We start from the raw sequence: 24706 nt of genomic DNA, 5'->3' as shown, positions 1-24706 counted from the left end.
TGGTCGACGTGATCGGCCGACTTGGCCCGAGCCGAGTAGGTGTTCGCCGCAAGCGGGGTCTTCATCGGCTATTCGGCTCAGGTGTCGGGATCAGGCGGCATTGTCGGTCGAGTCAATTGATGTGCTGTCCTCACCGCGCACTGGTGGTGGTTGGCACTGCGGATTCCGTTGTCGTGGTGGTCGGCGTGGTGGTGGTCGGCTTCGTAGTCTCAGTGGGCGCCGCGACCGAAGACGGAGTCGGCGGGGTTGCCACCTTCGGTGTGACTGCCGTGCTCGTGGTCTGGGACGGCGACGCCGAAGTCGTCGGCACCGGGGTCGTCGGTTCGCTACTGGTAGCGGTCTTCGTGGCGGCGGCACCGGTGGTCTTCGTTGGGGCGGTTGTGGTTGTCTTCGTGGGGGTGGTGCTGGTGGTCTTCGGTGACGAGGCCGCGTCCTTGGTCGGTTCGCTCGTCGCCGCTGCCGAGGTGGCCGCCACCGCCTTGTACGCGGCGGCGAGGTCGGCCGCTTCCGGCTTGGCAGTCGTATCGACCGGCTCACCAGCCTGCGCCTGCTTTGCCAGGTGTGTGAGCCAGGCGGCCGCATACTCGGCGGATGTCAGTGGCTTGCCGTCGGAAGGATTGGCGTCACGCCAGTAGTCGAAGTGGTGACCGGTTCCGTTCGGCCCGAGCGTGAGCTGGTACGGGTCGCTCATGATCACGGGGATCGTGTTCTGATTCGTCACGATGAGACCGATGATCTCGTTCAGCACCTTCTGCGGCAGGTAGGCCAGCGGCGACATCTCGTTGGTCGAGATCGACTCCGACTTCGCCGGAGCCTTCGGCGTCTCACCTGGCTTGTATGCCGGGTCCGACACCCTCAGCAGTACCTGGAGAAAGGTCTCGTCGCTCTGCACCCAGTTCGGTTGCGACTGAATGTCCGCGAACGCCGCAAGCGCGATACGGCTGAGGGCAACGGCGACATCCTGCCCTGTGGCCGGCGTGAGGCCGTCTCGTTCGAGCGCGTCGACGTTCAACTGTCGGCCCACATTGACCGCCAACTGCAGCAGTGAAATATTCTCCGGTGCCGCACAGGTGAGATCGCCATCGGAGCAGAACGACGCGATTTTGCCGTTCAGCGCACCGAAGTCACCGCTGGTGCCCGGCAGCGCACCCTGACCAGGCGCCGGTTTCGTCCCGTTCTGATATTGCTGGTCGAAGCCGTCAGGACTGCCGAACGGATCCTCTGCGCCGGGGAACGGTCCCTCTCCCGCCGTGCGACCTGCGTCGGCGAGGATGACGACACCGACGACATCGGCCGGATCGACGATCCCGTATCCACCGTCCCGGTCGGCCTCCTGATGTCCGACATTCATCGCGACGCGGCGGACGACATCGGCGCCCTCGCTGTATCCGACGATCGAGAACTTGGTGTCGGGGCATGCCTTCGCGATCTCCCGCATCACCTGTTGCGTATTCGCGACACCGGTGGTGACGGCGTCTTCGTAGGTGGCCATGTTCGCCGGATACGCGATGTAGACGGCGGCGTACGAGCCGGGGTCGACGGCATCGGCCGGTGCGTTGACGACCGGATCGACCCAATCGCTGCGATGGTCACCGGACAGCGCTGCGGGCAATTCTTCACCGTTGGGCCCGACAAGCATCTTCGTGGTCCCCGCGACAGGAGTGTCGTTGCGGCCGGCCACCGAGATGGTCACCATGTCGTGGCATTCCGTAACGGATGCCGTGAGCTGCGTATTCCTGGTTTGCGGCGTTGATGTCAGTGCCCACGAGGCAGCGACGACCGCCACCACCCCCAACACTGCCGGCGCAGCAGCAGCCGAAGCGATGCGATGCCGTACAAAGAACTCGCGAAGAGCCATGCCCTGATCCCTATCCATAACCGACAAGTGGACGGATAGGCCCCCCCGAAGGGCCACGCGTCACCGAGGACTTCGTGGCTGGGAGGTCGAATGTTACTGATCAGTTTGTTTGTTGATCTTGATCAGGGGGTACAACGCGTTGTTGATTTCCCGATCAACGCGTGCTGCCGGATTCATCGGACGACGATCGGGACCGCCGAAGCCGACCACTGTGGGATCGATATCACAGCCTCAGCCGCGAGCCATATCCACGAACCGCGAGAGGTGCAGCTGGTGTGCGACGGTGATCGTCGCTGTCGGGCCGTTACGATGCTTGCCGAGAATCAGGTCGGCTTCACCGCCACGCGGGTCATCGCGCTCGAAAGCGTCGGGGCGGTGCAACAGGATGACCATGTCGGCATCTTGTTCCAGCGAGCCGGACTCGCGCAAATCGGACACCATGGGGCGCTTGTCGGTTCGCTGTTCGGGACCACGGTTCAGCTGACTGATCGCGACCACCGGGACTTCGAGCTCCTTCGCCAGCAACTTCAGGTTTCGGGAGAAGTCCGAGACTTCCTGCTGGCGGGATTCGACCTTTTTGCCGGAGGTCATCAGCTGGAGGTAGTCCACCACAACGAGCTTCAGATCGTGGCGTTGCTTGAGTCGCCGTGCCTTCGCGCGGATCTCCATCATGGTGAGGTTCGGCGAATCGTCCACGAACAGTGGTGCTTCGCTGATCTCGCTCATCCTCCGCGCCAGTTTGGTCCAGTCATCGTCGCTCATTCGCCCGGAGCGCATATCGCCCAGCTTGATCTTCGCTTCGGCGGAGAGCAGGCGCATGACGATCTCGGTGCGGCTCATTTCCAGCGAGAAAATGACACTGGCGAGTCCGTGCTTGATCGAGCAACTACGCATGAAATCCATGCCCAGCGTGGAATTGTGCGTGGGAATCATCGAGCTTCCGGCCAAATACAGATGGTCGGCGTTGTCCACTTCGACGCAACGTACCGGAACGCTGTCGACCCGGCGCACGTCCACGACGAACCGTGCGTTCCATCGCACAGTGCTGCGGCTCGCGCGCCGCTCTTTGTGCAGGACGACCTTTCGATGCAGGCCGAATACCTCGTCGTCGGTAGCGAACGTGATGGTATACGCGGTGGATGATTCTTCGGACCGACCGCGGACGCTTCTGGTGGAGCTGTGGCAGCGGTAGCCGAGGCTGACGATCAGCTCCTGCACGTCCCGAACGAGTTGTGAGTTGGTGGCGCAGAACTGCACCGAGCCGCTGTGCGTCACGGTGCCGTCGGTGTCCAGCAGACCTGCCAGGAGCGCACGACGTTGCCGTTCGGACGCCCGCAGGTAGTCGATGGGGATGTGCTTGTTCCCGAGGACGCCGAGCGTCCGGAGACGCGCCTGCACGCTGCCGACGGTGTTTCGGCACTTCTCGCACAGGCGCAGACCGATCGACCGCCCGCCGCAATTCGGGCAGCATGGCGCGGGGACCGAAGTGGAGCGGAACGGCGCCTTTCCGCCGCAGGACCGCCCACAGGTGCGGACCTCGTTCGTGAAAGGAACGAATTCCTTTCCACAGACCGCGCACTCGCGAGCGGTGATCGGCTCGTCGGCAGGCAACCGGAGTTGATAGCGCGACCGCGCCGACGGCGATGGCACGGCGACGATTCCCTCAGCTTCGATGCGCGCGACAATCTCCGGATCGGCACACGTCAGCTGTGCGGCCGCGGATGTTCTGTCGCCGAGCCAAGCGCCCAGTGTGTAAGGCGGCACCGGCAAGGTGCGTGCGGGCAGCTGCAGCGGGCCGGCGTTGGTGACCGAGTGATTGAGCCTGCGATCGGCCGTCTCGCACCGCAGCGTGCTCGCGATCTCGCCGGTGGTCCGCACCTGGGCGAAGGTTCGCTTCGATCGCCGGGATGACCTGGTCTCGGTGAGCCATTGGTGCTGTTCGTCCGCGACGAGCACGCTGCCGTCGGAGAACTCGACTTCGTAGCAGGGGCGTCCGGACATGACATCGGTAGCTGCCACCACACGAGTGGGAAAGCCCTCGGCATCGAGCAATTCGTCGCCGACCCGGACTTCACCCAGGGTGGTCCAGCCGGTGGGCGTGGGCAGCCGGGTGTCGAGGGCAAGCGCTTTGCCTACGCCGGGTCGCGCCGCGACGATGATCATCTGGCCGGGATGGAGGCCGTTGGTGACTTCGTCGAGTTCGGTGAAGCCGGTGGGAACGCCGAGGGAGATGCCGCCGCGGCTGGCGATGGAGTCGATTTCGTCCATCGTCGGTTGCAGGAGTTCCTCGAGCGGGAGGAAGTCCTCGGTGGTGCGGCGCTCGGTGACCTCGTAGACCTCGGCCTGGGCGCGATCGACCACCTCGGCGATGTCCTGGCCGTCGGCGCCCGCGTAGCCGTACTGGACGATGCGGGTGCCCGCTTCGACCAGACGGCGCAGGATCGCCTTCTCGGCGACGATCTCGGCGTAGTAGCCAGCGTTGGCGGCGGTGGGCACGGTCTGAGTGAGCGTGACCAGATAGGGCGCGCCGCCGATGCGCTTGAGCTCACCGCGGCGGTCCAGGCCCGCGGCGACGGTCACCGGGTCGGCGGGTTCACCGCGGCCGTAGAGATCGAGGATGGTGTCGTAGACGGCTTGATGAGCCGGACGGTAGAAATCGCCGGGGCGGATCACCTCGACGACATCGGCGATCGCGTCTTTGCTCAAGAGCATGCCCCCGAGGACCGACTGCTCGGCCGCCATGTCGTGCGGGGGCTGGCGGCCGAAGTCTTCACCGGGGGGTTCGGGCGGAAAATTCGTGTGCTCGCGGCGGTCATCAGTGGCTGTCACCAGACTCGACCGTCCTCTCTACCCCACGACCGGGTTCTGCCCTATTGATGACTCGTTGTACTCCCGGGCACCGACACTTTGCCTCGGTCGACTGTGTTCCAGCTACCGCCATGGCCTGCCGGTTGACTTCGGTCGGGAGGCGGCTCGCACACGGCAATGCGACGAACCTAGGTGACCCGACAGCCGTCCGCCAAACCGGGCTGTGCACATAGCTGTGGATAAGTTGGGGACTGTTTACCCGGTGTTGTGCACCCCCTGTGTACAACTTGGGGAAAACCCACGTCGCTGCGGATAAACATCCAGATAGACATGGATTTCCGCATCACTCGATGTGTGGATGAATCAAGTATCGGCGTGTCGACCAAGTTGAACAGCCGGGCGTGTTGAGTGAACAGCACGTAAGCGGAGTATGACTTGTATCACATTGCTCCCGGCTGGTTTCGCCAGTAATCCACAGGTCGAATAACCGGAGGTCCGGCGGACGGCAACCGATTCGCTGAGAATTTTCCGAGCGAAATGTCTGACGTGAGCAAGCGGACAGCTAACTGGCGCTGTGGAATATCACCGCGCAGCTGAAGACCACTCCTGTGCGGGGGCACGGGAGTGGTCCTTCGACGTAAAGCCTGAATCAGCTGGCGGTGACCGTCAGGTCGAACTTGGCCACCACATCCGGGTGCAGGTGCACGACGATGCCGTGCTTCCCGGTCGTCTTGATGTGCGCCTTCGGCAGATCGATACTGCGCTTGTCGACGACGGGGCCGCCCGCCGACTTGATGGACGCGGCGACGTCCGCTTGGGTCACCGAGCCGAACAGTTTGCCGGTGCCCGCGGTCTTCACGGTCAGCGAGACCGACTCCAGGCCCTCGATGGCCTGCTTCAGCTCGTTGGCGTGGTCCAGGTCGCGAACCCGACGGGCGTCCTGCGCCCTGCGGATGCCTTCGACCTGCTTCTGCGCGCCGCGGCTGGCCGCGATCGCCAAGCCGCGCGGCAGGAGGTAGTTGCGGCCGTAGCCGTCCTTCACCTCCACCGTGTCGCCAGGGGCACCGAGGTTGTCCACATCAGCAGTCAGAATCAACTTCATTTGTGTGCCTCCCTTTCTCAGCGAGCCGTCGACACGTAAGGCAGCAGAGCCACCTCACGCGAGTTCTTGACCGCAACCGCGATATCACGCTGGTGCTGCACGCAGTTGCCGGTGACACGGCGGGCGCGGATCTTGCCGCGGTCGCTGACGTACTTTCGCAGCAGCGTCGTGTCCTTGTAATCGATCGAAACGGTTCCGGTCTTGCTTTCTTTGCAGAACGCGCAAGCCTTCTTCTTGAGCACCTTTTCGCGCGCGGGCGCTTTAGGCATGGTCGTGTACTCCGTAATCATTGATGGCCCGGATCATGCGGGCCGATGTGTCCGTTCTCAGAACGGCGGTTCGTCATCCATGCGGCTGCCGCCCCCGAAGGAGCCCGCCGCGGGCGCACTGCCCCAAGGGTCGTCCTCGGCACCGCCGGAACGCCCACCGCCACCACCGGAGGAGGCGTAGTTACCGCCACCGCCACCGCCACTACCGCCGGACCCGAAGCCGCCGCCGCCACCGCCACGGCTGGCCTTGTTGACCTTCGCGGTGGCATAGCGCAGCGAGGGACCGACCTCGTCGACCTCGAGCTCGACGACCGTGCGCTTCTCACCCTCGCGGGTTTCGTAGGAGCGCTGCTTGAGCCGTCCGCTCACGATGACGCGGGAACCCCTGGTCAGGCTTTCGGCAACATTCTCCGCGGCTTCGCGCCAGATATTGCAGCGCAAGAACAGCGCTTCGCCGTCTTTCCATTCGTTCGAATTACGGTCGAAAACACGGGGTGTCGACGCGACGGTGAAATTCGCCACCGCCTGTCCCGCCGGCGTGAATCGAAGCTCGGGGTCGGCCGTCAAGTTTCCGATGACGGTGATGACCGTGTCGCCTGCCATGTGGTTGGTTCCTCCTGCTCGGTGTGCAGTTCGCGTCTCGCTGTTGCGCTAGAGCCTAGGCACAGGCTCTGACGCAAACGAGGGTTGCGGAACTACTTGTCGTGGCGCAGAACCTTGGTGCGCAGCACCGACTCGTTGAGACCGAGCTGCCGGTCGAGCTCGCTCACGGTGGCGGGCTCGGCGGTCAGATCGACCACGGCGTAGATGCCCTCGGCCTGCTTGGCGATCTCGTAGGCGAGCCTGCGGCGGCCCCAGATGTCGACCTTGTCGATCTTGCCGCCATCGGTGCGAACGACACTGAGCAGGTTGTCCAGCGACGGACCAACAGTGCGCTCGTCCAGGCTTGGATCGAGGATGACCATCACTTCGTAATGACGCACGGACCAATCACCTCCTGTGGACTAGGAAACGGCCACGGACGGTCCGTGGCAGGAGGGTCGTTGCGTCAGCAACCCGACAAGGCTACATGAGCGGGCGGTGCGCAACGAAACGCCCCACTCCTCCGCCCCACTCCTCCGCCTCGCTGCTCCGCCTCGCTCCTCCGCCTCTCCGAGTATTCAGGCCGGACTCGGCAGCCGCGGTGGTGGCGTCGGCGGCTGGCGGTGAGGTGGCGGGCGAGTCAGCCGGTGCTCGGCGAGTTAGCCATGTGCGTACGAAATCAGTCGTTGCGGTGGGGGGAACATCGGCATGGTCTGGTCGTGCCGCTTAGGGTGGTTGGCATGCCGACCGGACTCGCCGCCAGCGATCTGCTCGCAGGGCGCGTGCGACGTAGCGCGGCGCTGGCCGCGGTGGTTGTGCTGCTGTGCGGTCTGACCCTCGCGCTGGCATACGTGAACAAGGCCCGGTGTGCGGGCGCGCCGTTCGACGCGGACGGTCGCAGCATCGTCTTCGACATCGCCAAGGATTCGGACGTCTGCTATTCCGACATCCAGTTTCTCTGGCTCGGCCGCGATATCAACGAGCACGTCTTTCCCTATCTGGGCGGCGGCATCACCGACGACGGTGCGCTGGTCGGAGGCGCGGTGGAATATCCGGTGCTCAGCGGTCTGCTGATGTGGCTCGGCGCGGTCGGCGCGGACAACGACGCCGAGTTCCTGCTGCACTCCGCGCTGTTGCTCGCGCCGTTCGCACTGCTGACCGCATGGATGCTGGCCCGGCTCGCCGGGCGCGCCGCGCTGCTGTGGGCGGCGGGACCGCCGCTGGTGCTCTACGCCTTCCACAATTGGGAACTCCCGGTGGTGTGCACGGCGGTCGCGGCCGTCTACGTGATGGGTGTCCTGACCCGATACTCGTTGCGCACCAGGGGAATTCTGGCAGCGGTGCTGCTCGGTCTCGGCTTCTGCCTCAAGCTGTACCCGGGGATTTTCGTGTTGCCACTGGTGGCGTATGTGCTCACCGGGGGCGTCGAACGCGATCGGGATCAGTCGGATCGTGATTTCGACATCCGCGGCGCACTGCTCGCCGCCGCGGCGGCCGCCGGCACCGTCGTCGCGGTGAACCTGCCGTTCGCGCTGGCAGGTTACGAAGGTTGGCGCGCGTCGATCACCTTTCAGCAGCTGCGTCAGGCCGACATCACCACGAATTCCATTTGGTACTGGGGGCTCCGGCCGATGTTCGGCCAGGACGTCCAGAGTGAGGCGATATTCCAGCAGGTGGTGTCGGTCGCCTCCCCGATGCTGGTGATCGCCGCGTTCGCGCTGGCCATGTGGCTCGGTTGGCGGCGGTACCTGACGACCGGCGTCTTCCCCTGGGTCGGGGTGAGCGGTGCGATGCTGTGTGGATTCCTGTTGTTCCACAAGGTGCATTCGCCGCAGTACACACTGTGGCTGGTGCCGTTCCTCGTGCTGCTCGAGGTGCCGTGGTGGCAGATCGGCAGCTATCTCGTCGCCGACGCGGCCATCGGGATCGGTGTGTTCCGGTACTTCTACTCGATGGGGCAAGGCACCTCCGTGGATCTGATGGAGAACATCGTCCAGTTCGGGGTGTGGGGCAGGGCGAGCCTGCTGGTAGTGCTGTTCTTCGTGTTCCTGTGGGCGCTGCCGCGCGGGTATCGCCCGGCGCCGCCGCCGGTGCCGCGGTATGAGCCTGGCGATCTGGTCCCAGTGGTCTAGGGTCCGCTCCGGCGGGCGCGGAACGCGGCGCTCTTGGCGCGGTTGCCGCACAGTGTCATGTCGCACCAGCGGCGGGAACCGCCGCGAGAGGTGTCCAGGTACAGGCGAGTGCATTCGGCGCGGCCGCACTCCTTGATCAGCGCCCCGCACCGCCGAGCAGTTCGACCGCGGAGCGGGCGATCGCGGTGAGTGCGGCGCCCGCGTCGCCGGTTCGGGTCATCGTGCCGTCAGCCCGCAGGGCGACCGAAGGAAGGTCGCCATCGGCCATATCGTTCACCACCCGGCGGTCCGCGTCGGCAAACGGTTTGTCGTCCGCCGCGGCCAGCGCCATGCGGTAGGCGGCCTCGCGCAGCCGCACCGCGCGAGCGAGCGTGTCCGCGTCGCAGCGCGGGGCGGCGTCGAGCAGTTCGGCGGCGACGATCCAACCGGCGAGCGCGACCGGGGTGTCGAGCAGGTCGTCGAACGTGGTCGATCGGGCCTTGACGGTGCCTGCGAAGTCCAGTGCGAGCTCACGGTGTACGCCTGCGCGGTGCGAGCCACCTGGCCGCGCGGCAGCCGATTAGGGCACGTGCTCGTCGCCGGGCTACTGATGCAGATCGTGCAGTTCGGCGCTTTCTACACGGCGATGAGCGATCATGTCTCGGCCGCGGTGATCGCGCTGGTGCAGGGGTTGAACCCGGTGGTCATCGCGCTGTTCGCCGGGGTTCTCGGCGAAACCGTTACGGCGCGTCAGTGGTTCGGCTTCGGCATCGGCGGAATCGGGGTCGCGCTGGCGGTGATCGACCGATCCCCCCTCTCGCCGGTCGGGTTGCTGCTGTGCGTGGTCGGTTTGCTCGGCCTGAGCATCGGCACGGTGTACCAGAAGCGGTTCACCCCCACGATCGATCCGCGGGCGTCCACAACGCTGCATGTGCTGGTGAGCGCGCCCATCGCCGGGTTGCTGGCCTGGCTGACCGGTCAGATCCACGTGTCGGACGTCGGCCGGTTCGCCGGATCGGTCACCTGGATGGTGCTCGTGAACTCGATGGCGGCATTCCTGCTGCTGAACGCGATGCTGCGGCGCTGGGACGCGACCAGGGTGGGCAGGCTGTTCTTCGCGACGCCCGCGGTCACCGCGATCCTGGCCTGGCTGCTGATCGATCAGCCGTTGCGGCCGCTCACGATCACAGGGCTGAGTGTCGGCCTCGTCGGTCTGGTGTTCGCCGCACGCAAGCCCTCGGCTCCCTCCGCCTCGGTCGCGGCGCGGCGGCCCGCGGTCGCGGCCCGCTGACCTACTTGCGTGCGCTGTGCCACTGCATGCCCCAGCGGTACGCCTGGTCGATCTCGGCCTGGGCGCCGTTGACGTACTGCATCTCCCGGTACACGGTGATTCCGGGCCCCTGGTTCTGCAGCAGCGCGATCGCACACGAGCGGGCGCCTGCCACCGGAGAGTCCAGGCGGACCTCGATCCGCGGGCCCGCGGTGGGGTGCAGCGTGACCACACCATCGGCGGCGGCCCAGTTCGGCACGCCCTCGTAGATGAGGGCGAAGATCAGGATGCGGCGGAACAGCTCGGGGCGGGCGAGGTTGATGCGCATGTTCTCGCCGCCTTCGACGGAACCGCTGCGGTCGTCGCCGTCCAGCTGGATGTAGGGTTCGGCCTCCAATGCGCCGAAGTTGTCGCCGATCGCCTGCACGACGCCCTTCGCGCCGTTGGACAGCTCGTAGAAGCAGCCGAGGTCCAGGTCGACGGGCTTGGACCGGCGGAAGAATCCCTTGGATCCGCTCGACCAGTTCAGGTTCACCCGCATGGTTCCCTGCTGCTCACCAGGCTTGGTGACGTTGATGCTGGGTGTTGCCTTCGACAAGGTCACCTTGGGCAGGTTGACGTCGCTGGGATTGTGGTCGATCGCCATGGCGCGATCCCCCCTCAATTGAAACGAGAGCGGCAGCGGCCATCCCATGGGATGGGGCCGCTGCCGCAAAGGGTCTTCGGCTACATGCCGGGAATCAGCCTACCGGCGTCGGTTCCCGTTCGCTGGCAAGTTCCTCGTCGTCCTCGCGCCGGTTGCGGATGATGCTGGTGATGAATGCCGCGCCGATGAACGCGACGCCGACCATGCCGGTGACGAGCTCATTGACGTGCACGCCGATCGAGATGAGCAGGATCAGTGCCAGCGCGCCGATCGCCCAGTGCGCGCCGTGCTCCAGGTAGACGTACTCCGCGAGGGTGCCTTTGCGCACCAGGTACACCGTGATCGACCGTACGAACATGGCGCCGATCAGGCCGAGGCCGAGCGCGATGATGATGGGGTCGGAGGTGATGGCGAACGCACCGATCACACCGTCGAAGGAGAACGACGCGTCGAGCACCTCCAGATACAGGAACAGGAAGAAGCCGGCCTTACCGGTGGCCTTGACCAGCTCGGACGGTCCGCCGGTGTGTTCCTCGGTGTGGAACATCGAGCCGAGCCCGTCGACCGCGATGTAGGTGATCATGCCGAGCAGGCCCGCAACCAGGACGGTCGAGCGGTGCGCTTCGTCGGAGATGTACTCGGCGGTGAGGATCAGGCCGGCGCCCGCGACGACAACCGAGAGCATGTCCAGCTTGCCCGCCTTGGCCAGCGCCCGCTCCAGTCCGCCGAGCCAGGTGATGTCGCGCTCTTCGAAGATGAAGTTGAGGAACAGCAGCGCGAGGAACATGCCACCGAACGCCGCGATCTGCGGGTGCGCGTCGGTGAGCAGTTTCTCGTAGCTCGGGCTGCCGTCCGGGAAGGTCAGCGCGTCGTTCGCGGGCGGGTTGAGCGCGAGGTCGAAGGCCCGCACCGGATCCAGCCCGGCCGTGATCCACACGATCGCGAGGGGGAAGACCAGGCGCATGCCGAAGACGGCGATCAACACGCCGATGGTGAGGAAGATTCGCTGCCAGAAATCGCTCATCCGCTGCAGGATGGTGGCGTTGATGACGGCATTGTCGAACGACAGCGACACCTCGAGGATGCCGAGGATCGCGGCGAGCGCGAGGGCGGTCGGCCCGCCGTACAGCAGTGCCGCGACGAGCGAGACCACCGTGACGAGTAAGGACATGCCGAATATGCGCAGGACCACGCTGGGACCTTTCGTGAAGTGAAAAACGAGTCGGCGACGGTTGCTACCAGCGTGGCCGCTGAACCGCCGGTTGTCCAACGCTACTTCCGGGCCGCCGACATGCCCGGCCACATGACCAGGGGGCCCGTCGCCGGGCCCCCTGCGAATAGCTAGATGTTCCTCAGACGTTCACGCCGTAGTCACGGGCGATGCCGGCCAGGCCGGAGGCGTAGCCCTGGCCGACCGCGCGGAACTTCCATTCCGCACCGTTGCGGTACAGCTCGCCGAAGACCATGGCGGTCTCGGTCGAGGCGTCCTCGGAGAGGTCGTAGCGGGCGAGCTCCTCTCCGTTGCTGCGGTCCACAACGCGGATGTAGGCGTTGCGCACCTGGCCGAACGACTGCGACCGGGAGTCGGCGTCGTAGATCGAGACCGGGAAGAAGATGCTCTCGATCGTGGGCGGGGTGCCGGACAGGTCGACGTTGATGACCTCGTCGTCGCCTTCGCCCTCGCCGGTCCGGTTGTCACCCACGTGCTCGATCGAACCCTCGGGCGAACGCAGGTTGTTGAAGAAGACGAAGTGCTGGTCCGACACGACCTTCTTGTCCGCGCCGGTGGCGATGGCGCTCGCGTCGAGGTCGAAGTCGGTGCCGGTGGTGGTCCGCACATCCCACCCCAGGCCGACAGATACAGCGGTCAGGTTAGGCGCCGCCTTGGTCAGCGAGACATTGCCGCCCTTGGACAAACTGACACCCATGCGGGATTCCCTTTCAATAGTCCGTCATTGGTCCCAGCATGTCCGAATCGCCGGGTACGCCATACGACAGTAGTAGGTTTCCGCGAACTTTCGTAAGAACCGGCGTAACCCTCGGCAAACAGGAACATCTCCTACCATCGGGGCGTGGCAGGCCGAAGGCGTGGATGGTTCCGCTCGTCCGGGGACGACGAGTGGATCGAACAGGCCCGTACGGCGCTGGCATCGGCGTTTCTCGACATGGATCGACGCCAGAGCGCGGCCGACGCGGCGGTGCTTGCCTCCGACCAGGTTTTCCCCGAGCGGCGGATGGGCGCGCGCTGGGAACCGGTGCGCGACAGGTGCTATGAGGCCGCGGGCGTATACCTGGCGCTGACCGAGGAGTTGGAGGCAGCGCAGCGCGACGGCACACCGGTGCAACACGGCCCGCAGCGCACCGATGCCGTGGTGCGGCAGCTGGCCGACGCGGCCCGGGCCGTCGACGAGTTCTACCGCGGAAATCAGTCTCAGCTCGAACACGCGGTCGCCGTGCTCGGCACGGTGCCGCAGCTGGTGCGGCAGGTGAAGATCGCCGCGGCGACGGTGCGTGGGCAGGCCGCCGAATCCGAGTTCGCGAACTATCCCTCGGTGCGCGACCGTGCGGCCGCGGTGGACGACGCTGTGGTCGCCTTGGAATCGGCAGGCTCCGGCGCGCAGGCGGGGACGCTGCGCGAGGCCGCGAACCGGCTGGAGGCGGCCGCCAAAGAACTCGCGGACGCCTTGGCGCATGCCCCATCGCGGGCCGCTGCGGCGAACACCGCGATCTCCTCGGTGAGCACCCGCATCGCCGCTGTCCGGACCAGGGCGGAGGGGATCGCGCCCGCGTTCTCGGCGCTGCTTCGTGAGTTCAATGCTGCGAGTTCGGCCGATCTGGCTGACAATGAGCGGGAAAGTCAGCGAGCCATCGATGCCGCGGACGCGGCTCTCGGCAGGGCGCGCGCGGCAGCGGCGGAGACCAACCCGGAGTTTGCACTTGATCTGACCACATCCGCGCGCGGGTTCCTGGCCGAGGCCGAGCAGAAGGTCGATGCCGTCACCAAACGGCTCGCGGTGCTGCGCGACGTCCGGTCCAACCCGCAAGAACAGGCGAAGGCCGTACGATTCCGGCTGCGGGATGCGCAAATGCTCGCGGTGAGCCGCGGGCTCGTCGCCGAATGGGGATCGGTGCTCGACGCACAGGCCGCACGGATCGACAGAATCAGCGAAACACTGTCGGGGCGTCACCCCGACTACTGGGCCTATATGGCGGAACTCGATGCCGTCAGACAATTCATAGCCGGGGTAGTGGATCGAATGAGAAAACAAGCAGGACCACGACGAGAATGAGGATGGGGCAAGGATGACCGCAGGCATCGCCGTCCAGCAGGAGGTTTCCCTGCGGAAGCGAATGCCGCTGCGCCACTTCCGGCAGTTGCACGGCCAAGAGGCGAGGCGTCTTTTCCACCGGCAGCCCGAACCGTTCGGTGACGACTACACCGACCGAGAGCTGTTGGCGATCGGGCTCGGCGCAACCCTGTACGCGCCCGCGACGAGACCGGACCTCGCGCTGACGATCAGCAAACGCGCCGAGCGCGGCGTGTGCTCGATGGTGATAGACCTCGAGGACGCCGTCGCCGATCACGAGGTGGAGTACGCCAAAAGACAGACCGTCGCGGTGCTCGATCTGCTCGCGGCGAGCCCGGACGCCAAACCGCTGCTGTTCGTGCGGGTCCGCGACGCGGACACGATCACCGAGATCATCGAACAACTCGGCCCCGGCGCCAAAGTGCTGACCGGGTTCGTATTGCCGAAGTTCGACAGCATTTCGGGATCGAAGTACCTGAACGCCCTGAATGCGGCCGCGCAGCGACTGGACCGGCCCCTGTACGGGATGCCGGTGCTCGAATCCGCGGGCCTGGTGCACCGGGAGACCCGCGATGGCGAGCTCGTCCAGATCGCGGCGCTGCTTGCCGCGCATCGGGAGCGGGTGTTGGCGGTGCGGGTCGGTGCGACCGACATGTGCTCGACGTTCGGTATCCGGCGTGATCGCGACCTGACTATCTACGACGTGCGGGTGGTCGCCGACGTGATCGCCGACATCGTGAACTATCTGGGGCGCGCGGACGGGACCGGTTTCGTCATCACCGGGCCGGTGTGGGAGTACTTCGCCGACCACGAGCGGATGTTCCGCCCGCAGCTGCGCACCGCGCCGTTCGAGGAATCGGACGCGGTCCCGTTCCGTCAGTACCTGGTCAGCCGGGATCTGGACGGACTGCTACGCGAGATAACCCTGGACCGCGCCAACGGCATCCAGGGCAAGACGGTGATCCATCCGTCGCATGTGGCTGCCGTGCACGCGCTGTCGGTGGTGTCGCACGAGGAGTACTCGGATGCCCTGGACATCCTGCGGGCCGACGTCGGCGGTGTCGCGGCCTCGGGTTACCGGAACAAGATGAATGAGATGCGGCCGCACCGCAGCTGGGCCCGGCAAACCCTGTTGCGCGCCAGGGTGTTCGGCGTGGCGAACAAAGGAGTGTCGTTCGTGGACTTGTTGCAGGCGTCGGTCACCGTATGAGCCAGACCGCGGCCGAGCTCAGCTTGCATAGAATTCCTTGGGCCACAAGAACTTTAGGTATCGAACTCCACCACGAGCAGTCGCACGGCGATGCCGGATCGGAGCGGGCGCTACCTGCCGTGTCGTCGATTTCCGCGCTGATCCAGCCCGGTTTGCGGTGCAATCCGCGGCGGGCGCATCTGTTGGTGTCGACGGTCCTCGGCAAGCATCTGCCGACCGATCCGCGCGTGGTGCTCGACGCGGGCGACCGCTTGGGCGATCTGGTCCGTGCCATACTCGGCGAACGCGGCGCGGTAGTGCTCGGATTCGCCGAAACCGCGACGGGACTCGGGCACACCGTCGCCGCACGGATCGGGGCGGACTGCTACCTGCACTCGACGCGCCGTGCGGTCGCCGCCGCGGACACGCTCACCGGATTCGAGGAGGGGCATTCGCACGCCACCTCCCACCTGCTGCAACCGGTGCCCGCAGGCATCTTCGTCAACGATCTGCCGCTGGTGCTGGTGGATGACGAGATCTCCACCGGCGCGACGGCGATAGACGCGGTGCGCGCGCTGCACGCGTTCGCTCCCCGGGCGCACTACGTGCTCGCCGCACTGGTCGACATGCGCACCGCGGCCGATCGCGCCGTCTTCGACACTGTCGCCGCCGAACTCGGCGCCACGATCGACACGGTCTGCCTGGCGTCCGGCCGCACCGTCTTGCCGGACGGTCTGCCGAAGGCGGTCGCGGAGCTACCCGAACCGGAGCTCAATCCGGTCGCCGCGCAGCCCGGTGTGTTCGTACGCGGGATGCTTCCGTGGCCGGGATCGGTGCCGGAGGGAGGCAGGCACGGCATCCTTTCCTCGGACGCGACGGCGTTCGAATCGGCGCTCGCCGACGCCGCCGCCACGGTGCGCGATTGGCTCGCGGCGGATTTCGCGGGGCGGCCGGTCATCGTGCTCGGGCACGAGGAATTGATGTACCTGCCGCTGCGGATCGCGGCGGAACTCGCCGAATCCGGGACTCCGACCCGATTCCAGACGACCACTCGATCGCCCGCGTACGTGCTGGACGAGCCGGGATATCCGCTGCGCCGCGGCTTCCGGTTCCACGCTCCAGAGCCCGACCCCGGGCAGCCGCGGTACCTGTACAACGCGCGGTGGTCCCCCGGGTTCGCGGGGGCGACAGGTGACGTTGTCGCCGAACCGCGGGCCGCCGATTCCGCATCGATGGGCACCGATACGCGCGATGTCGAGTCCTTCTCCGGAGAGTTGGATTTCGGTTCAGGCGAGCCGGTGTTGCTCTTGGTGATCGATTCCCCCGCGGACACCCCCGAACTGGTCGCGGACGGCGGCTTGATCGATGTGCTGACCGCCTCCGGCGCGGATGTGCTGCTCGCGGTGCTGCCGGAGGCCGACCCACGGCAGCTGCACGCCGGGCGGTCAGGCGTCGCCGACCTGTCCGAGTCTGTCGCTACGTCGAAAGCGGGGCGTGCTGTGCCGTTGCACGGTCCGGAGTTCGGGTCCTACGCGGCCGAGGAGGTCAGCTGGTTGCTGACGGATCTGTCCGATGTCGACCTCGAGGCCGACGTGGCCGAGCGGGAGCGGAAGATCCAGGCCGGGAAGGCCCATTACGCCGAGTCGCTGCCGATCGAGTACCAGCCGGACGCGTCGTATCGGATGCTGTTCGACGAGGTGCTCGCGGCTAGCGCCGAGCGGCTCGCGCTCGCCGTGGCGACGGTGTCGGAACTCGTCGTCGCCGAACGCGGCGAGGACATCGTGCTGGTGTCGCTGGCCAGGGCCGGGACACCGGTCGGCGTTCTGATGCGCCGCTGGCTGCGGTCGCGGCGGCAGAGTATCGAGGTGCCGCACTACGCGGTGTCGATCGTGCGGGATCGGGGCATCGATGCGGTGGCTCTGGACTATTTGGCCGAGCACCATGATCCGGCTTCGGTCGTGTTCGTGGACGGATGGACCGGCAAGGGCGCGATCACCCGCGAGCTCACCGAAGCGCTCGACGCGTATCACGCGGCCGGTGGTGCGCGGTTCGACGACGAGCTGGCGGTGCTGGCCGATCCGGGACATTGTGTGCGCACCTATGGCACCCGTGACGACTTCCTCATCGCCTCGGCCTGCCTGAATTCGACTGTGTCCGGGCTGATTTCGCGCACCGTACTGAACGACGCGCTGATCGGTCCCGATGATTTCCACGGCGCCAAGTTCTACCGGGAGTTGATCGGCGTCGACGTGTCCGGGCGGCTGCTCGACACCGTGAGCGGCGCCTTCGACGCGGTCCGCGACCGGGTCGCCACCGAAGTCGCCGCGCTCCGCGCGAGTGACCGGACGCCGACTTGGGCCGGATGGGCATCGGTGGAGAACGTGCGCGCACAGTACGGCATCGCGAGCGTGAACTTTGTGAAACCAGGTGTCGGCGAGACCACCAGGGTGCTGCTGCGGCGGGTACCGTGGCGGGTGCTGGTCCGAGAGGCGGACGCGCCGGAGCACGCGCACATCAGAATGCTCGCCGCCGCCCGAGGCGTTCCGGTGGAGGTCGTCGCCGACCTGGCCTATTCATGCATGGGATTGATCAAGGACGTACAGCAGTGAACCTGGCCCGAAGACCACGAAGACGGGCACTGATCGCGACCGACCTGGACCGCACGATGATCTACTCGCGCAACGCCTTCAGCGCCGCCGGTGAGGTGCCGATGGTCTGTGTGGAGCATCTCGAGGGGGCGCCGCTGTCGTTCATGACCACCGCGGCGGCGCTGCGGATGCAGTCCCTGACCGAACCGGCCGCCGTCATTCCCACCACCACTCGCACCATCAAACAGTTCGGGCGCATCCAATTGCCCGGTGCGCCTTGGCGTTACGCGGTCACAAGCAACGGAGGAAACATCCTCGTCGACGGCGTTCCCGACGTGCGCTGGCGCATCGACGTCGATGCCGAGGTTCGTGCGGGCGGCGCGGCGCTGTCGGAGGTGAGCGCGGAACTGCGTGCGCGCATCGATGATTCGTGGGTCACCAAGTTCCGCCTCGCCGACCACCTGTTCTGCTATCTGGTGGTGAAACCCAAGGCTGTCCCTGCGGGTTTCCTCAGCGACTGGGATGCCTGGTGTCGTCAACGCGGCTGGTCCGCGTCCCAGCAGGGCCGCAAAATCTACACCATGCCGCTGGCTGTCTGCAAGAGTCGCGCGGTTGCCGAGGTGCGCCGCCGTCTCTGGGAAACCGGTGAACTCGCCGGTGCCGCGAAAACCTTCGCCGCGGGTGACGGCGCCCTCGACGCCGAGATGCTGCGCTCCGCGGACTTCGCCATCCGCCCCCGGCACGGTGAACTGGAACAACTCAACTGGACTCACCCTAACCTCACCATCACCCGCGCCACCGGCATCCTCGCGGGCGAAGAGATCATCAACTGGTTCCTCGAGTCCGCCCCGGCATAGAGTTCGATCAGCCAGCACCGCATCCGTGTACTTGCGGTTGTGCGATCGCTTCGATTCCGAGCTCGCATAGCGCGTTTCTCGAATGGCCTCGAGTGCTTCGATCATCACACCGGCTCGGCGGCGGGTTCGAAGGTGGACTTGAAGTCCGGGCATTCGACCAGGGGGGCGTGGGTACAGGTGGACGCATGGTGGAGGCTGTCGCGCATGCGGATCAGGCGGGCGATGTCCTCGTCGAGTTGACGGGCTTTCTCCGCCATGCGAGCGCGGAGTTCGGTGTCGGTGGGTGTGGCGCGCAGGAAGCGGGCGATCTCGGCGATGGTGAAACCGGCGCCGCGGGCGCAGGCGATGAGGGCGAGACGGCCGAGGACGTCGGGGTGGTAGGCGCGGCGCAGGCCGTTACGGCCGGTCGAGGTGATGAGGCCGCGTTTCTCATAGAACCGCAGGGCGGAGGGGGCCAGGGCGGCGTGGTCGGCCACCTCGGCGATATCGAGCAGGACGTCGGTCATCTCTCGTCTCCTTGACTTGAACCGCGCTTCAAGTCGAAGACTAGCTCGCATGACAGTTCATCACCTCAATTGCGGATCGGTACGACAGATCGAGGCGACCTACGATGGGCCGCCACCTGCCCACGCCGTCAACCATTGCCTGCTCGTCGAGACCGAATCGGACGGGCTGGTCCTGGTCGAGACGGGCATTGGGCTGGACGATGTCCGTGACCCGGCAGGCACCCTCGGCGCGGACTGGTTGGCGATGTCCCAGGCGGTCCTTTCCGAAGACGAGACCGCGATCCGGCAGGTCCAGCGGCTCGGCTACGACCCCCACGACGTCCGGCACATCATCCTCACCCACCTCGATGTGGACCACTGCGGTGGACTGCCCGACTTCCCACACGCACGGGTTCATGTCCTCGCCGCCGAACTCGAGGCCGCGCTCGCCGAAGCGCCCAGTTTCCGCTACCGCCCCGCGCACTGGGCACATGACCCGCACTGGGTCACCTATCCATCGGGGAAGACCGGAGACTGGTTCGGCTTCAACGCGATTCAACCGAAGGAGCTTTCCGCGGACTTCCAGCTGATTCCACTGGGCGGCCACACGGCAGGCCATACCGGAGTCGCCGTCCGGGACGGTGATCGCTGGCTCCTGCACTGCGGAGACGCCTACTACTACCACCGCGAACTCGATCCCGCCCCGCAGCCACATCCGATCCTCGATATCGTGCAAGCAGCCTCGGAGGTGCACCATGACCTGCGCTTGGGTACCCAAGCGCGCCTGCGTGAACTACACCGCGATCACGGCGACGAGGTGACCCTGATCAGCGCCCACGACCCCTGGGAATTCCAGCGCGTCGGCTGACCTGAGTGGAAAGCGACTGCCCGGCGGTCGTCCCTGATTCGACCGATATCGGGACGACCGCCCCGCCCGCCTGGCAGGGGCTGTCCCGCCCTTCAGAGGACTTTGCCGCTATCCCACTGGATCTTGTTCAACCCTCAGTTCACCGGGCAATGAGGTGATCTCATGCTGAGATGGATTGGCTCGTGCGGGCGAGTGGTGTCACTTGGTGAGGAAGTTGGTCACCTGGATGGCGAAGGCTTCGGCGTGTTGGAACAGGAAGGCGTGGCCGGCGTCGCTGTAGCCGAGGAGGGTGGCGTTGTCGGTGTGCTCGGCGGCGGTGTAGGACACCATGGCTGGGGTCATTACGTCGCGTAGGCCGGTGGCATACAGGACCGGTTGCTCGATTTGCTTCAGGTCCGTTCGCACCTGGTGGAATGGGATCGATGTGTTCTTGCCGATCGCGGTGAGCTGCCCCTTGGCCGCCACTTCGGATACGCCGGGCCTATTGGTGGTCAACCGGGTGGCGACCCTGGCGAGGTATTCGTGCCCGGCAGTGCGCCCGGCGTCGGTCTCTGGGAAGAACAGATACACCAGGTCGTCCCCGGTGACCTCCGGCTTGGTCATGGTGGCGAGCACCTTCTCGTTCGGGGCGGGTGCGCCCGGCACCTGACCGCCGGGATTGCTCGCCGCCAGTACCAGCCTGCGGACCAGGTCGGGGCGCAGCAGGGCCATCCGCTGGGCGATGGTGCCGCCCAGTGTCCAGCCGAGGAGGTCGACCTCGGTCAGGCCGAGCGCCTCGATGAATTCTATTGCGCCGTCGGCGAATCCCTCGATGCAGTCGCGTGGTTCACCAGTGGTGTAGCCGACGCCGATGTCGTCGAACACGATTACGTCGTGGTCGGCGGCGAGGTGGTCCAGCAATTGCGGGTCCCACCAGTCGATGGTTGCGCGCACGCGGTTCAGCAGGACCAGTGGGATACCGCCGTGGGGGCCGGTGCGTCGGTAGGTGAACCGGGCCGAGGGACCGGTCACGGTCGAGTTCTCGACGGTGTCGGAAAGATAGGCGCTCATGGCGAGCCTCACGTTCTGATTGCGATGGGCGTGTCAGGCGGGGAGCCGGTTGAGCTTGCGCAGCTGCTGGTCGAACATTCGGGCGGGCACGATTCGGCGCATGGTGCTGACGCGAGCGGTCTGGCCTATGGGATAACGCAGTTTCGGCTTGGTGTCGGTGGCTGCGGCGACGACTGCCTTGGCGACCAGGGCCGGATCGTCGCCGCCCTTGACCGCGTCGGCCATGTATTCCTCGAAGACCTGCCGATGCGCGGCGTAGACCTGCAGCGGCTGGTCGGGTTGCACGCTGTTCGCGTCGAACGCCGTACTGGTCCAAGCCGGTTCGATGAGCAGGACCCGGACGCCGTACTCGCGAACCTCGTGGTCGAGGGATTCGGAGTAGCCCTCGACCGCATGCTTGGAGGCGGCGTAGACGGCCATATAGGGCTGCGGCATGAATCCGACGATGGAGGAGATGTTGACGATGCGTCCGCTGCCGGCGGCGCGCATATGTGGTAGGACAGCGTTCGTCATGCGAATGACGCCGAAGACGTTGATGTCGAAGACATTGCGCGCTTGGGCCACCGAGCTTTCCTCGGCCGCGCCCGCGGAGCCGATACCGGCGTTGTTGACCAAGATGTCGATCCGGCCGAACTGGTGGATCACCTGCCCGACCAGGGCGGTGACCGATGCGTCGCTGGCGACGTCGAGGTCGAGGAAGGTGACCCCGTCGGGTGGGGTGAGTTTTGCGGTGTTGCGACTGGTTCCGATCACCTGGAATCCGGCGTCGACGAGGGCGAGGGCGGCTGCTTTGCCGATCCCGGAGGATGCGCCGGTCACGAGGGCTACGGGGCGTGTGGTGGTCATGGAAACTCCTGATTTGGGGGATTGTCGGTTAGGTCTCGAGGTCGGTGTGCCGCGGTGGCTGGGGGCAGCATGTTGTGCCGCCGTAGTGACGGCTGCCCGTCTTCCGCTACTCGGCGGCGACTTGGGGGTAGAGGACCGCAGGGTCGGCGGCGAGTCCGGCTTTGACCTGTTGCGTCAGGTCGTCGGCGATGACTTCGAGGGCGTCGGCCTCGATGCCGTCCAGGGCTTGGGTCGCGACGCTGTACGGGGAGGTCTTGGGGGCGGTGACCCCGGCGGCAAGGTCGGTGTCGACGTAGCCGACATGCAATCCGGTGACGCCGATACCGCGCGGGCGCAGTGCCAGTCGTAGCGCGTTGGTCTGTGACCACAGTGCCGCCTTGGACGCACCGTAGGCGTCGGTGCCGGGGACCGCGAGCCAGGACAGCACCGAGTGAATGGTCAGGATGTGGCCGCCGCCGTTGCGTTCCAGGATCGGTGCGACGGCGCGGGTGACGTGCAGTGACCCGAAGAAGTTGATGTCGAATTCGCGGCGGATATCGGCGATCGGCGAGTCGAGGAACGAGGAGCCGAACGCGACACCGGCATTGTTGATCAGGATCGTCACGTCGGGTGTCTTCTCGGCCAACGCCGCCGCGGCGGCAGGATCGGTGAGTTCCAGCGCGAGCGGGATCACGTCCGGGTGCGTGATGGTTCGCGGGTCGCGGGCGGTGGCGTAAACCTTGGCGGCACCCCGCGCGTAGAGCTGTTCCACCAATGCCTTGCCGATGCCGCGGCTGCCGCCGGTCACAAGTGCTACCGAATCTTTGATGCTGGTCATACGCCCTACTCCCTCGGAAACTGATCTGTTTCCTCAGAATAAACAGATCGGTTTCCAAAATGCAAGGGCGTAGGTAATCTGAGATTCATGTCCGACCCCACACCGCCTGCGGCACCAACCGGTGCTGCCTCGACCCGCGACCGTTTGCTCGACGCGGCGGCGCAACTGTTCTACGACCAGGGCGTCCACGTCGGCGTCGACACCTTGTGCAAAGCCGCCGGTGTGTCCAAGCGTTCGATGTACCAGCTGTTCAACAGCAAAGATGAACTCGTGGCCGCCAGCCTGGAACGCATCGCGCCCGACTATCGGACCGCCCTGCTACCGGCCGACGACGACGCCCGAGGGCCGCGGGCGCGGATCCTGCACGTCTTCCAACGATTGGAAGTCCTGGAACCGGTCCAGGGTTTTCGCGGATGCCCCTACGTCGCGGCGTCGGTCCAACTCAAATCACCCGAGCACCCGGCGAGTCAGGTCGCCCGACGACAGAAGGACGGACTGACCTCGTTCTTCCAGCATGAGGCCGAGCGTGGCGGCGCCCACGACCCCACCGAACTGGCCCGACAACTCACCCTCGTATTCGACGGAGCCAGCGCCCGCTCGGTCGTCCAAGCACACGATCTCGACGGCCTCGCCGTCACAACCGCCGCCACCCTCCTCGACGCCGCCGACCTCCGCGATCCCCAGCCCGACAGCCATGCCTCCCAAGGGACGATCACCGCGACCTAATAGGTCAACAAGGAGATCCTCGCGACCGAAACGCCCACCGCGCAACACTGCAACGACGGCGATAGCGGCAACGATCACAACGACCTCCTCGATCTGTGCCGACCCGGTTGTCGGCACAACTATGAGAGGACCAGACATCACCAAAGGATTCACACCGATGTCAGCACAGCCAGCGCCACGCCGAGTTCGGCCACCAGATCCACAACAGATCGGCGCGTTTGCGGTTGAGGCTTGCGCGCGATCCGGAACATTTCCCCTACACCCCGCAGTTCCTCACCTGCGGCCGCTCGAGCTTCCGGTACGACTCAACCCCACGTATTTCGGTGACCTCGCGATATGGGGGCCGCCCGCCTCCTGATAGGAGGTGAGCGCCGTGCGACGCTGCGACGCAAGCGCCAAGTCGGCCATGTCTCGATTCTCCGCCGACCGCGACTCCGTCCGGCACGCGTCGAGATGATTTCATCTTGTCGTCGCGAACCCTTCGCTGTCCGTGGGTGATCCGTCCAGCGATACGCTGGCGCGGTTCTAAGCCGGAATCAGTACTGCTGCTGCGCACCCAACTGCTGGGTGATGATCCCTTGCAGTCGTTGCAGGCCGCCGACGGTGATGCCGCTCTGGATCTGCCCCTCGATGGTGCGCACCAGCATCGAGTCGCTGAGCACCTTCTCACTGGACTGGATCAGCACGGTGCCCGCGCCGGTGAAGTCGAACTGGCGCTCCTCGCCGGAGTTCGCGCCGAAGGCCGCCGCACCCGCGGCCAGGAAGTTGGAGACCCATCGCTGGTCGTAATGGTGGCTGGGAGAGGGGCAATCCGCCCATCCGACCAGCGATTCCGGGTCGACGCGCAGCGGCGGCTCGGCGAATATGACCGGCCCGTTGGACGAGGCGAGGAACTTGCCGGTGCCGATGAGGGTGAGGAAGCCGGGCACGATGGACTGGTTCAGCGACAGGCCCGGCTCGAACGCGAGCAGGTTCGCCGCCCGAATGGTCAGGTTGCCGTTGTCCTCCAGGTCATAGGAATTGATGTCGTAGCCGCGGTCGCCGATGATCAGCTTGCCGTGCCCCTCGGCGACGACGTAGTCCCCGGTGAACAGTGGTGCGGAGAACTGTTGCGACACCATGTGCAGCAGGCCGCCCTGCAGCCCGTGGGTGAGCATCTGGAACCGCATGTCGCCGTAGTAGGCGATCATCGCGCCTTTGCGCATGAACCACGGTTTGTTCAGGTCGATGCAATATGCGTAGCTGTTTCCCGGGATGTTGTCGCTCTCACCGAGATTCATGGGATTGAGGATCTGGGTCATGACTCCGCCTCGCCGACGCTCGGCG

The 24706-nt window shown here is 65.9% G+C and carries 24 protein-coding genes; 8 read left to right on the top strand and 16 right to left on the bottom strand.

Going from position 1 to position 24706, the window contains the following annotated elements:
• Window positions 1–130: 130 nt before the first annotated feature.
• The 6 genes from OHB12_RS24485 to rpsF all read right to left on the bottom strand — a co-directional run bounded on the left by OHB12_RS24485 (window position 131) and on the right by rpsF (window position 7020).
• The gene (locus tag OHB12_RS24485) at window positions 131–1858 is read right to left on the bottom strand and encodes a cutinase family protein (RefSeq protein WP_327111006.1); all 1728 of its coding nucleotides are present in this window, start codon (window positions 1856–1858) and stop codon (window positions 131–133) included.
• A 231-nt stretch (window positions 1859–2089) separates the two neighbouring features.
• On the bottom strand, window positions 2090–4687 hold the full coding sequence (dnaB, locus tag OHB12_RS24480; RefSeq protein WP_327111004.1) for a replicative DNA helicase: 2598 nt from the start codon (window positions 4685–4687) through the stop codon (window positions 2090–2092).
• Window positions 4688–5315: 628 nt separating this feature from the next.
• Window positions 5316–5768, bottom strand: a complete 453-nt coding sequence (gene rplI / locus OHB12_RS24475) for a 50S ribosomal protein L9 (RefSeq protein ID WP_327111002.1) — start codon at window positions 5766–5768, stop codon at window positions 5316–5318.
• A 17-nt stretch (window positions 5769–5785) separates the two neighbouring features.
• Complete coding sequence (gene rpsR, locus OHB12_RS24470; protein WP_327121395.1) at window positions 5786–6037, bottom strand: 30S ribosomal protein S18; 252 nt, start codon at window positions 6035–6037, stop codon at window positions 5786–5788.
• 57 nt (window positions 6038–6094) lie between these two features.
• The gene (locus OHB12_RS24465) at window positions 6095–6640 is read right to left on the bottom strand and encodes a single-stranded DNA-binding protein (protein ID WP_327111000.1); all 546 of its coding nucleotides are present in this window, start codon (window positions 6638–6640) and stop codon (window positions 6095–6097) included.
• 92 nt (window positions 6641–6732) lie between these two features.
• A complete protein-coding gene (gene rpsF, locus OHB12_RS24460; protein ID WP_327110998.1) occupies window positions 6733–7020 on the bottom strand; it encodes a 30S ribosomal protein S6 in 288 nt (95 codons plus the stop codon).
• Between the two features lie 339 nt (window positions 7021–7359).
• Here rpsF and OHB12_RS24455 point away from each other — a divergent pair, with 339 nt between their 5' ends.
• Entirely contained in the window at window positions 7360–8751 is a 1392-nt protein-coding gene (locus OHB12_RS24455) for a glycosyltransferase family 87 protein (protein WP_327110996.1), read from the top strand.
• On the opposite strand, the gene OHB12_RS24450 is transcribed toward OHB12_RS24455, so the two are convergent.
• Together OHB12_RS24450 and OHB12_RS24445 are read right to left on the bottom strand one after the other, a co-directional pair.
• Window positions 8748–8849, bottom strand: a complete 102-nt coding sequence (locus OHB12_RS24450) for a CGNR zinc finger domain-containing protein (protein ID WP_327121393.1) — start codon at window positions 8847–8849, stop codon at window positions 8748–8750. The genes OHB12_RS24455 and OHB12_RS24450 overlap by 4 nt on opposite strands.
• A 38-nt stretch (window positions 8850–8887) precedes the next feature.
• The gene (locus OHB12_RS24445; protein ID WP_327121391.1) at window positions 8888–9205 is read right to left on the bottom strand and encodes an ABATE domain-containing protein; all 318 of its coding nucleotides are present in this window, start codon (window positions 9203–9205) and stop codon (window positions 8888–8890) included.
• Between the two features lie 60 nt (window positions 9206–9265).
• Here OHB12_RS24445 and OHB12_RS24440 point away from each other — a divergent pair, with 60 nt between their 5' ends.
• Window positions 9266–10021 (top strand): DMT family transporter, encoded by a 756-nt coding sequence (locus tag OHB12_RS24440; RefSeq protein ID WP_327110993.1) that lies wholly within the window; start codon window positions 9266–9268, stop codon window positions 10019–10021.
• 1 nt (window position 10022) lies between these two features.
• Here the strand turns inward: OHB12_RS24440 and OHB12_RS24435 are convergent, their stop codons facing one another.
• The 3 genes from OHB12_RS24435 to OHB12_RS24425 all read right to left on the bottom strand — a co-directional run bounded on the left by OHB12_RS24435 (window position 10023) and on the right by OHB12_RS24425 (window position 12574).
• Complete coding sequence (locus OHB12_RS24435; protein WP_327110991.1) at window positions 10023–10646, bottom strand: TerD family protein; 624 nt, start codon at window positions 10644–10646, stop codon at window positions 10023–10025.
• Window positions 10647–10740: 94 nt separating this feature from the next.
• Window positions 10741–11838 (bottom strand): DUF475 domain-containing protein, encoded by a 1098-nt coding sequence (locus OHB12_RS24430; protein WP_327110990.1) that lies wholly within the window; start codon window positions 11836–11838, stop codon window positions 10741–10743.
• A gap of 160 nt (window positions 11839–11998) precedes the next feature.
• Entirely contained in the window at window positions 11999–12574 is a 576-nt protein-coding gene (locus tag OHB12_RS24425; protein WP_327110988.1) for a TerD family protein, read from the bottom strand.
• 144 nt (window positions 12575–12718) lie between these two features.
• Between OHB12_RS24425 and OHB12_RS24420 the strand changes: the two genes are divergently transcribed.
• The 4 genes from OHB12_RS24420 to OHB12_RS24405 are packed head-to-tail and all read left to right on the top strand — an operon-like array spanning window position 12719 to window position 18588.
• A complete protein-coding gene (locus tag OHB12_RS24420) occupies window positions 12719–13936 on the top strand; it encodes a hypothetical protein (protein WP_327110986.1) in 1218 nt (405 codons plus the stop codon).
• 13 nt (window positions 13937–13949) lie between these two features.
• Entirely contained in the window at window positions 13950–15164 is a 1215-nt protein-coding gene (locus OHB12_RS24415) for an HpcH/HpaI aldolase/citrate lyase family protein (protein ID WP_327110984.1), read from the top strand.
• Window positions 15161–17752, top strand: a complete 2592-nt coding sequence (locus OHB12_RS24410; protein ID WP_327110982.1) for a phosphoribosyltransferase — start codon at window positions 15161–15163, stop codon at window positions 17750–17752. Before OHB12_RS24415 ends, OHB12_RS24410 begins: the two co-directional genes overlap by 4 nt.
• A gap of 56 nt (window positions 17753–17808) precedes the next feature.
• Window positions 17809–18588, top strand: a complete 780-nt coding sequence (locus tag OHB12_RS24405) for an HAD family hydrolase (RefSeq protein WP_327121389.1) — start codon at window positions 17809–17811, stop codon at window positions 18586–18588.
• Window positions 18589–18692: 104 nt separating this feature from the next.
• On the opposite strand, the gene OHB12_RS24400 is transcribed toward OHB12_RS24405, so the two are convergent.
• Window positions 18693–19094, bottom strand: a complete 402-nt coding sequence (locus OHB12_RS24400) for a MerR family transcriptional regulator (RefSeq protein WP_327110981.1) — start codon at window positions 19092–19094, stop codon at window positions 18693–18695.
• A 49-nt stretch (window positions 19095–19143) separates the two neighbouring features.
• On the opposite strand from OHB12_RS24400, the gene OHB12_RS24395 reads away from it, so the two are divergent.
• Window positions 19144–19941 (top strand): MBL fold metallo-hydrolase, encoded by a 798-nt coding sequence (locus tag OHB12_RS24395; RefSeq protein WP_327110979.1) that lies wholly within the window; start codon window positions 19144–19146, stop codon window positions 19939–19941.
• Window positions 19942–20139: 198 nt separating this feature from the next.
• On the opposite strand, the gene OHB12_RS24390 is transcribed toward OHB12_RS24395, so the two are convergent.
• From OHB12_RS24390 to OHB12_RS24380, 3 genes are all read right to left on the bottom strand, one after another.
• Window positions 20140–20991, bottom strand: coding sequence for an alpha/beta fold hydrolase (locus OHB12_RS24390; protein ID WP_327110977.1), 852 nt, complete (start codon window positions 20989–20991; stop codon window positions 20140–20142).
• A 33-nt stretch (window positions 20992–21024) separates the two neighbouring features.
• Window positions 21025–21837, bottom strand: a complete 813-nt coding sequence (locus tag OHB12_RS24385; RefSeq protein WP_327110975.1) for an oxidoreductase — start codon at window positions 21835–21837, stop codon at window positions 21025–21027.
• 106 nt (window positions 21838–21943) lie between these two features.
• Entirely contained in the window at window positions 21944–22654 is a 711-nt protein-coding gene (locus OHB12_RS24380) for an SDR family oxidoreductase (protein WP_327110973.1), read from the bottom strand.
• Between the two features lie 87 nt (window positions 22655–22741).
• On the opposite strand from OHB12_RS24380, the gene OHB12_RS24375 reads away from it, so the two are divergent.
• Entirely contained in the window at window positions 22742–23380 is a 639-nt protein-coding gene (locus OHB12_RS24375) for a TetR/AcrR family transcriptional regulator (RefSeq protein WP_327110971.1), read from the top strand.
• Between the two features lie 536 nt (window positions 23381–23916).
• On the opposite strand, the gene OHB12_RS24370 is transcribed toward OHB12_RS24375, so the two are convergent.
• Entirely contained in the window at window positions 23917–24681 is a 765-nt protein-coding gene (locus OHB12_RS24370; RefSeq protein WP_327110969.1) for an AIM24 family protein, read from the bottom strand.
• Between the last annotated feature and the right edge of the window lie 25 nt (window positions 24682–24706).

Source organism: Nocardia sp. NBC_01730 (assembly GCF_035920445.1).
Taxonomy (GTDB): domain Bacteria; phylum Actinomycetota; class Actinomycetes; order Mycobacteriales; family Mycobacteriaceae; genus Nocardia.
This window is presented reverse-complemented; position numbering and strand designations above follow the sequence as displayed.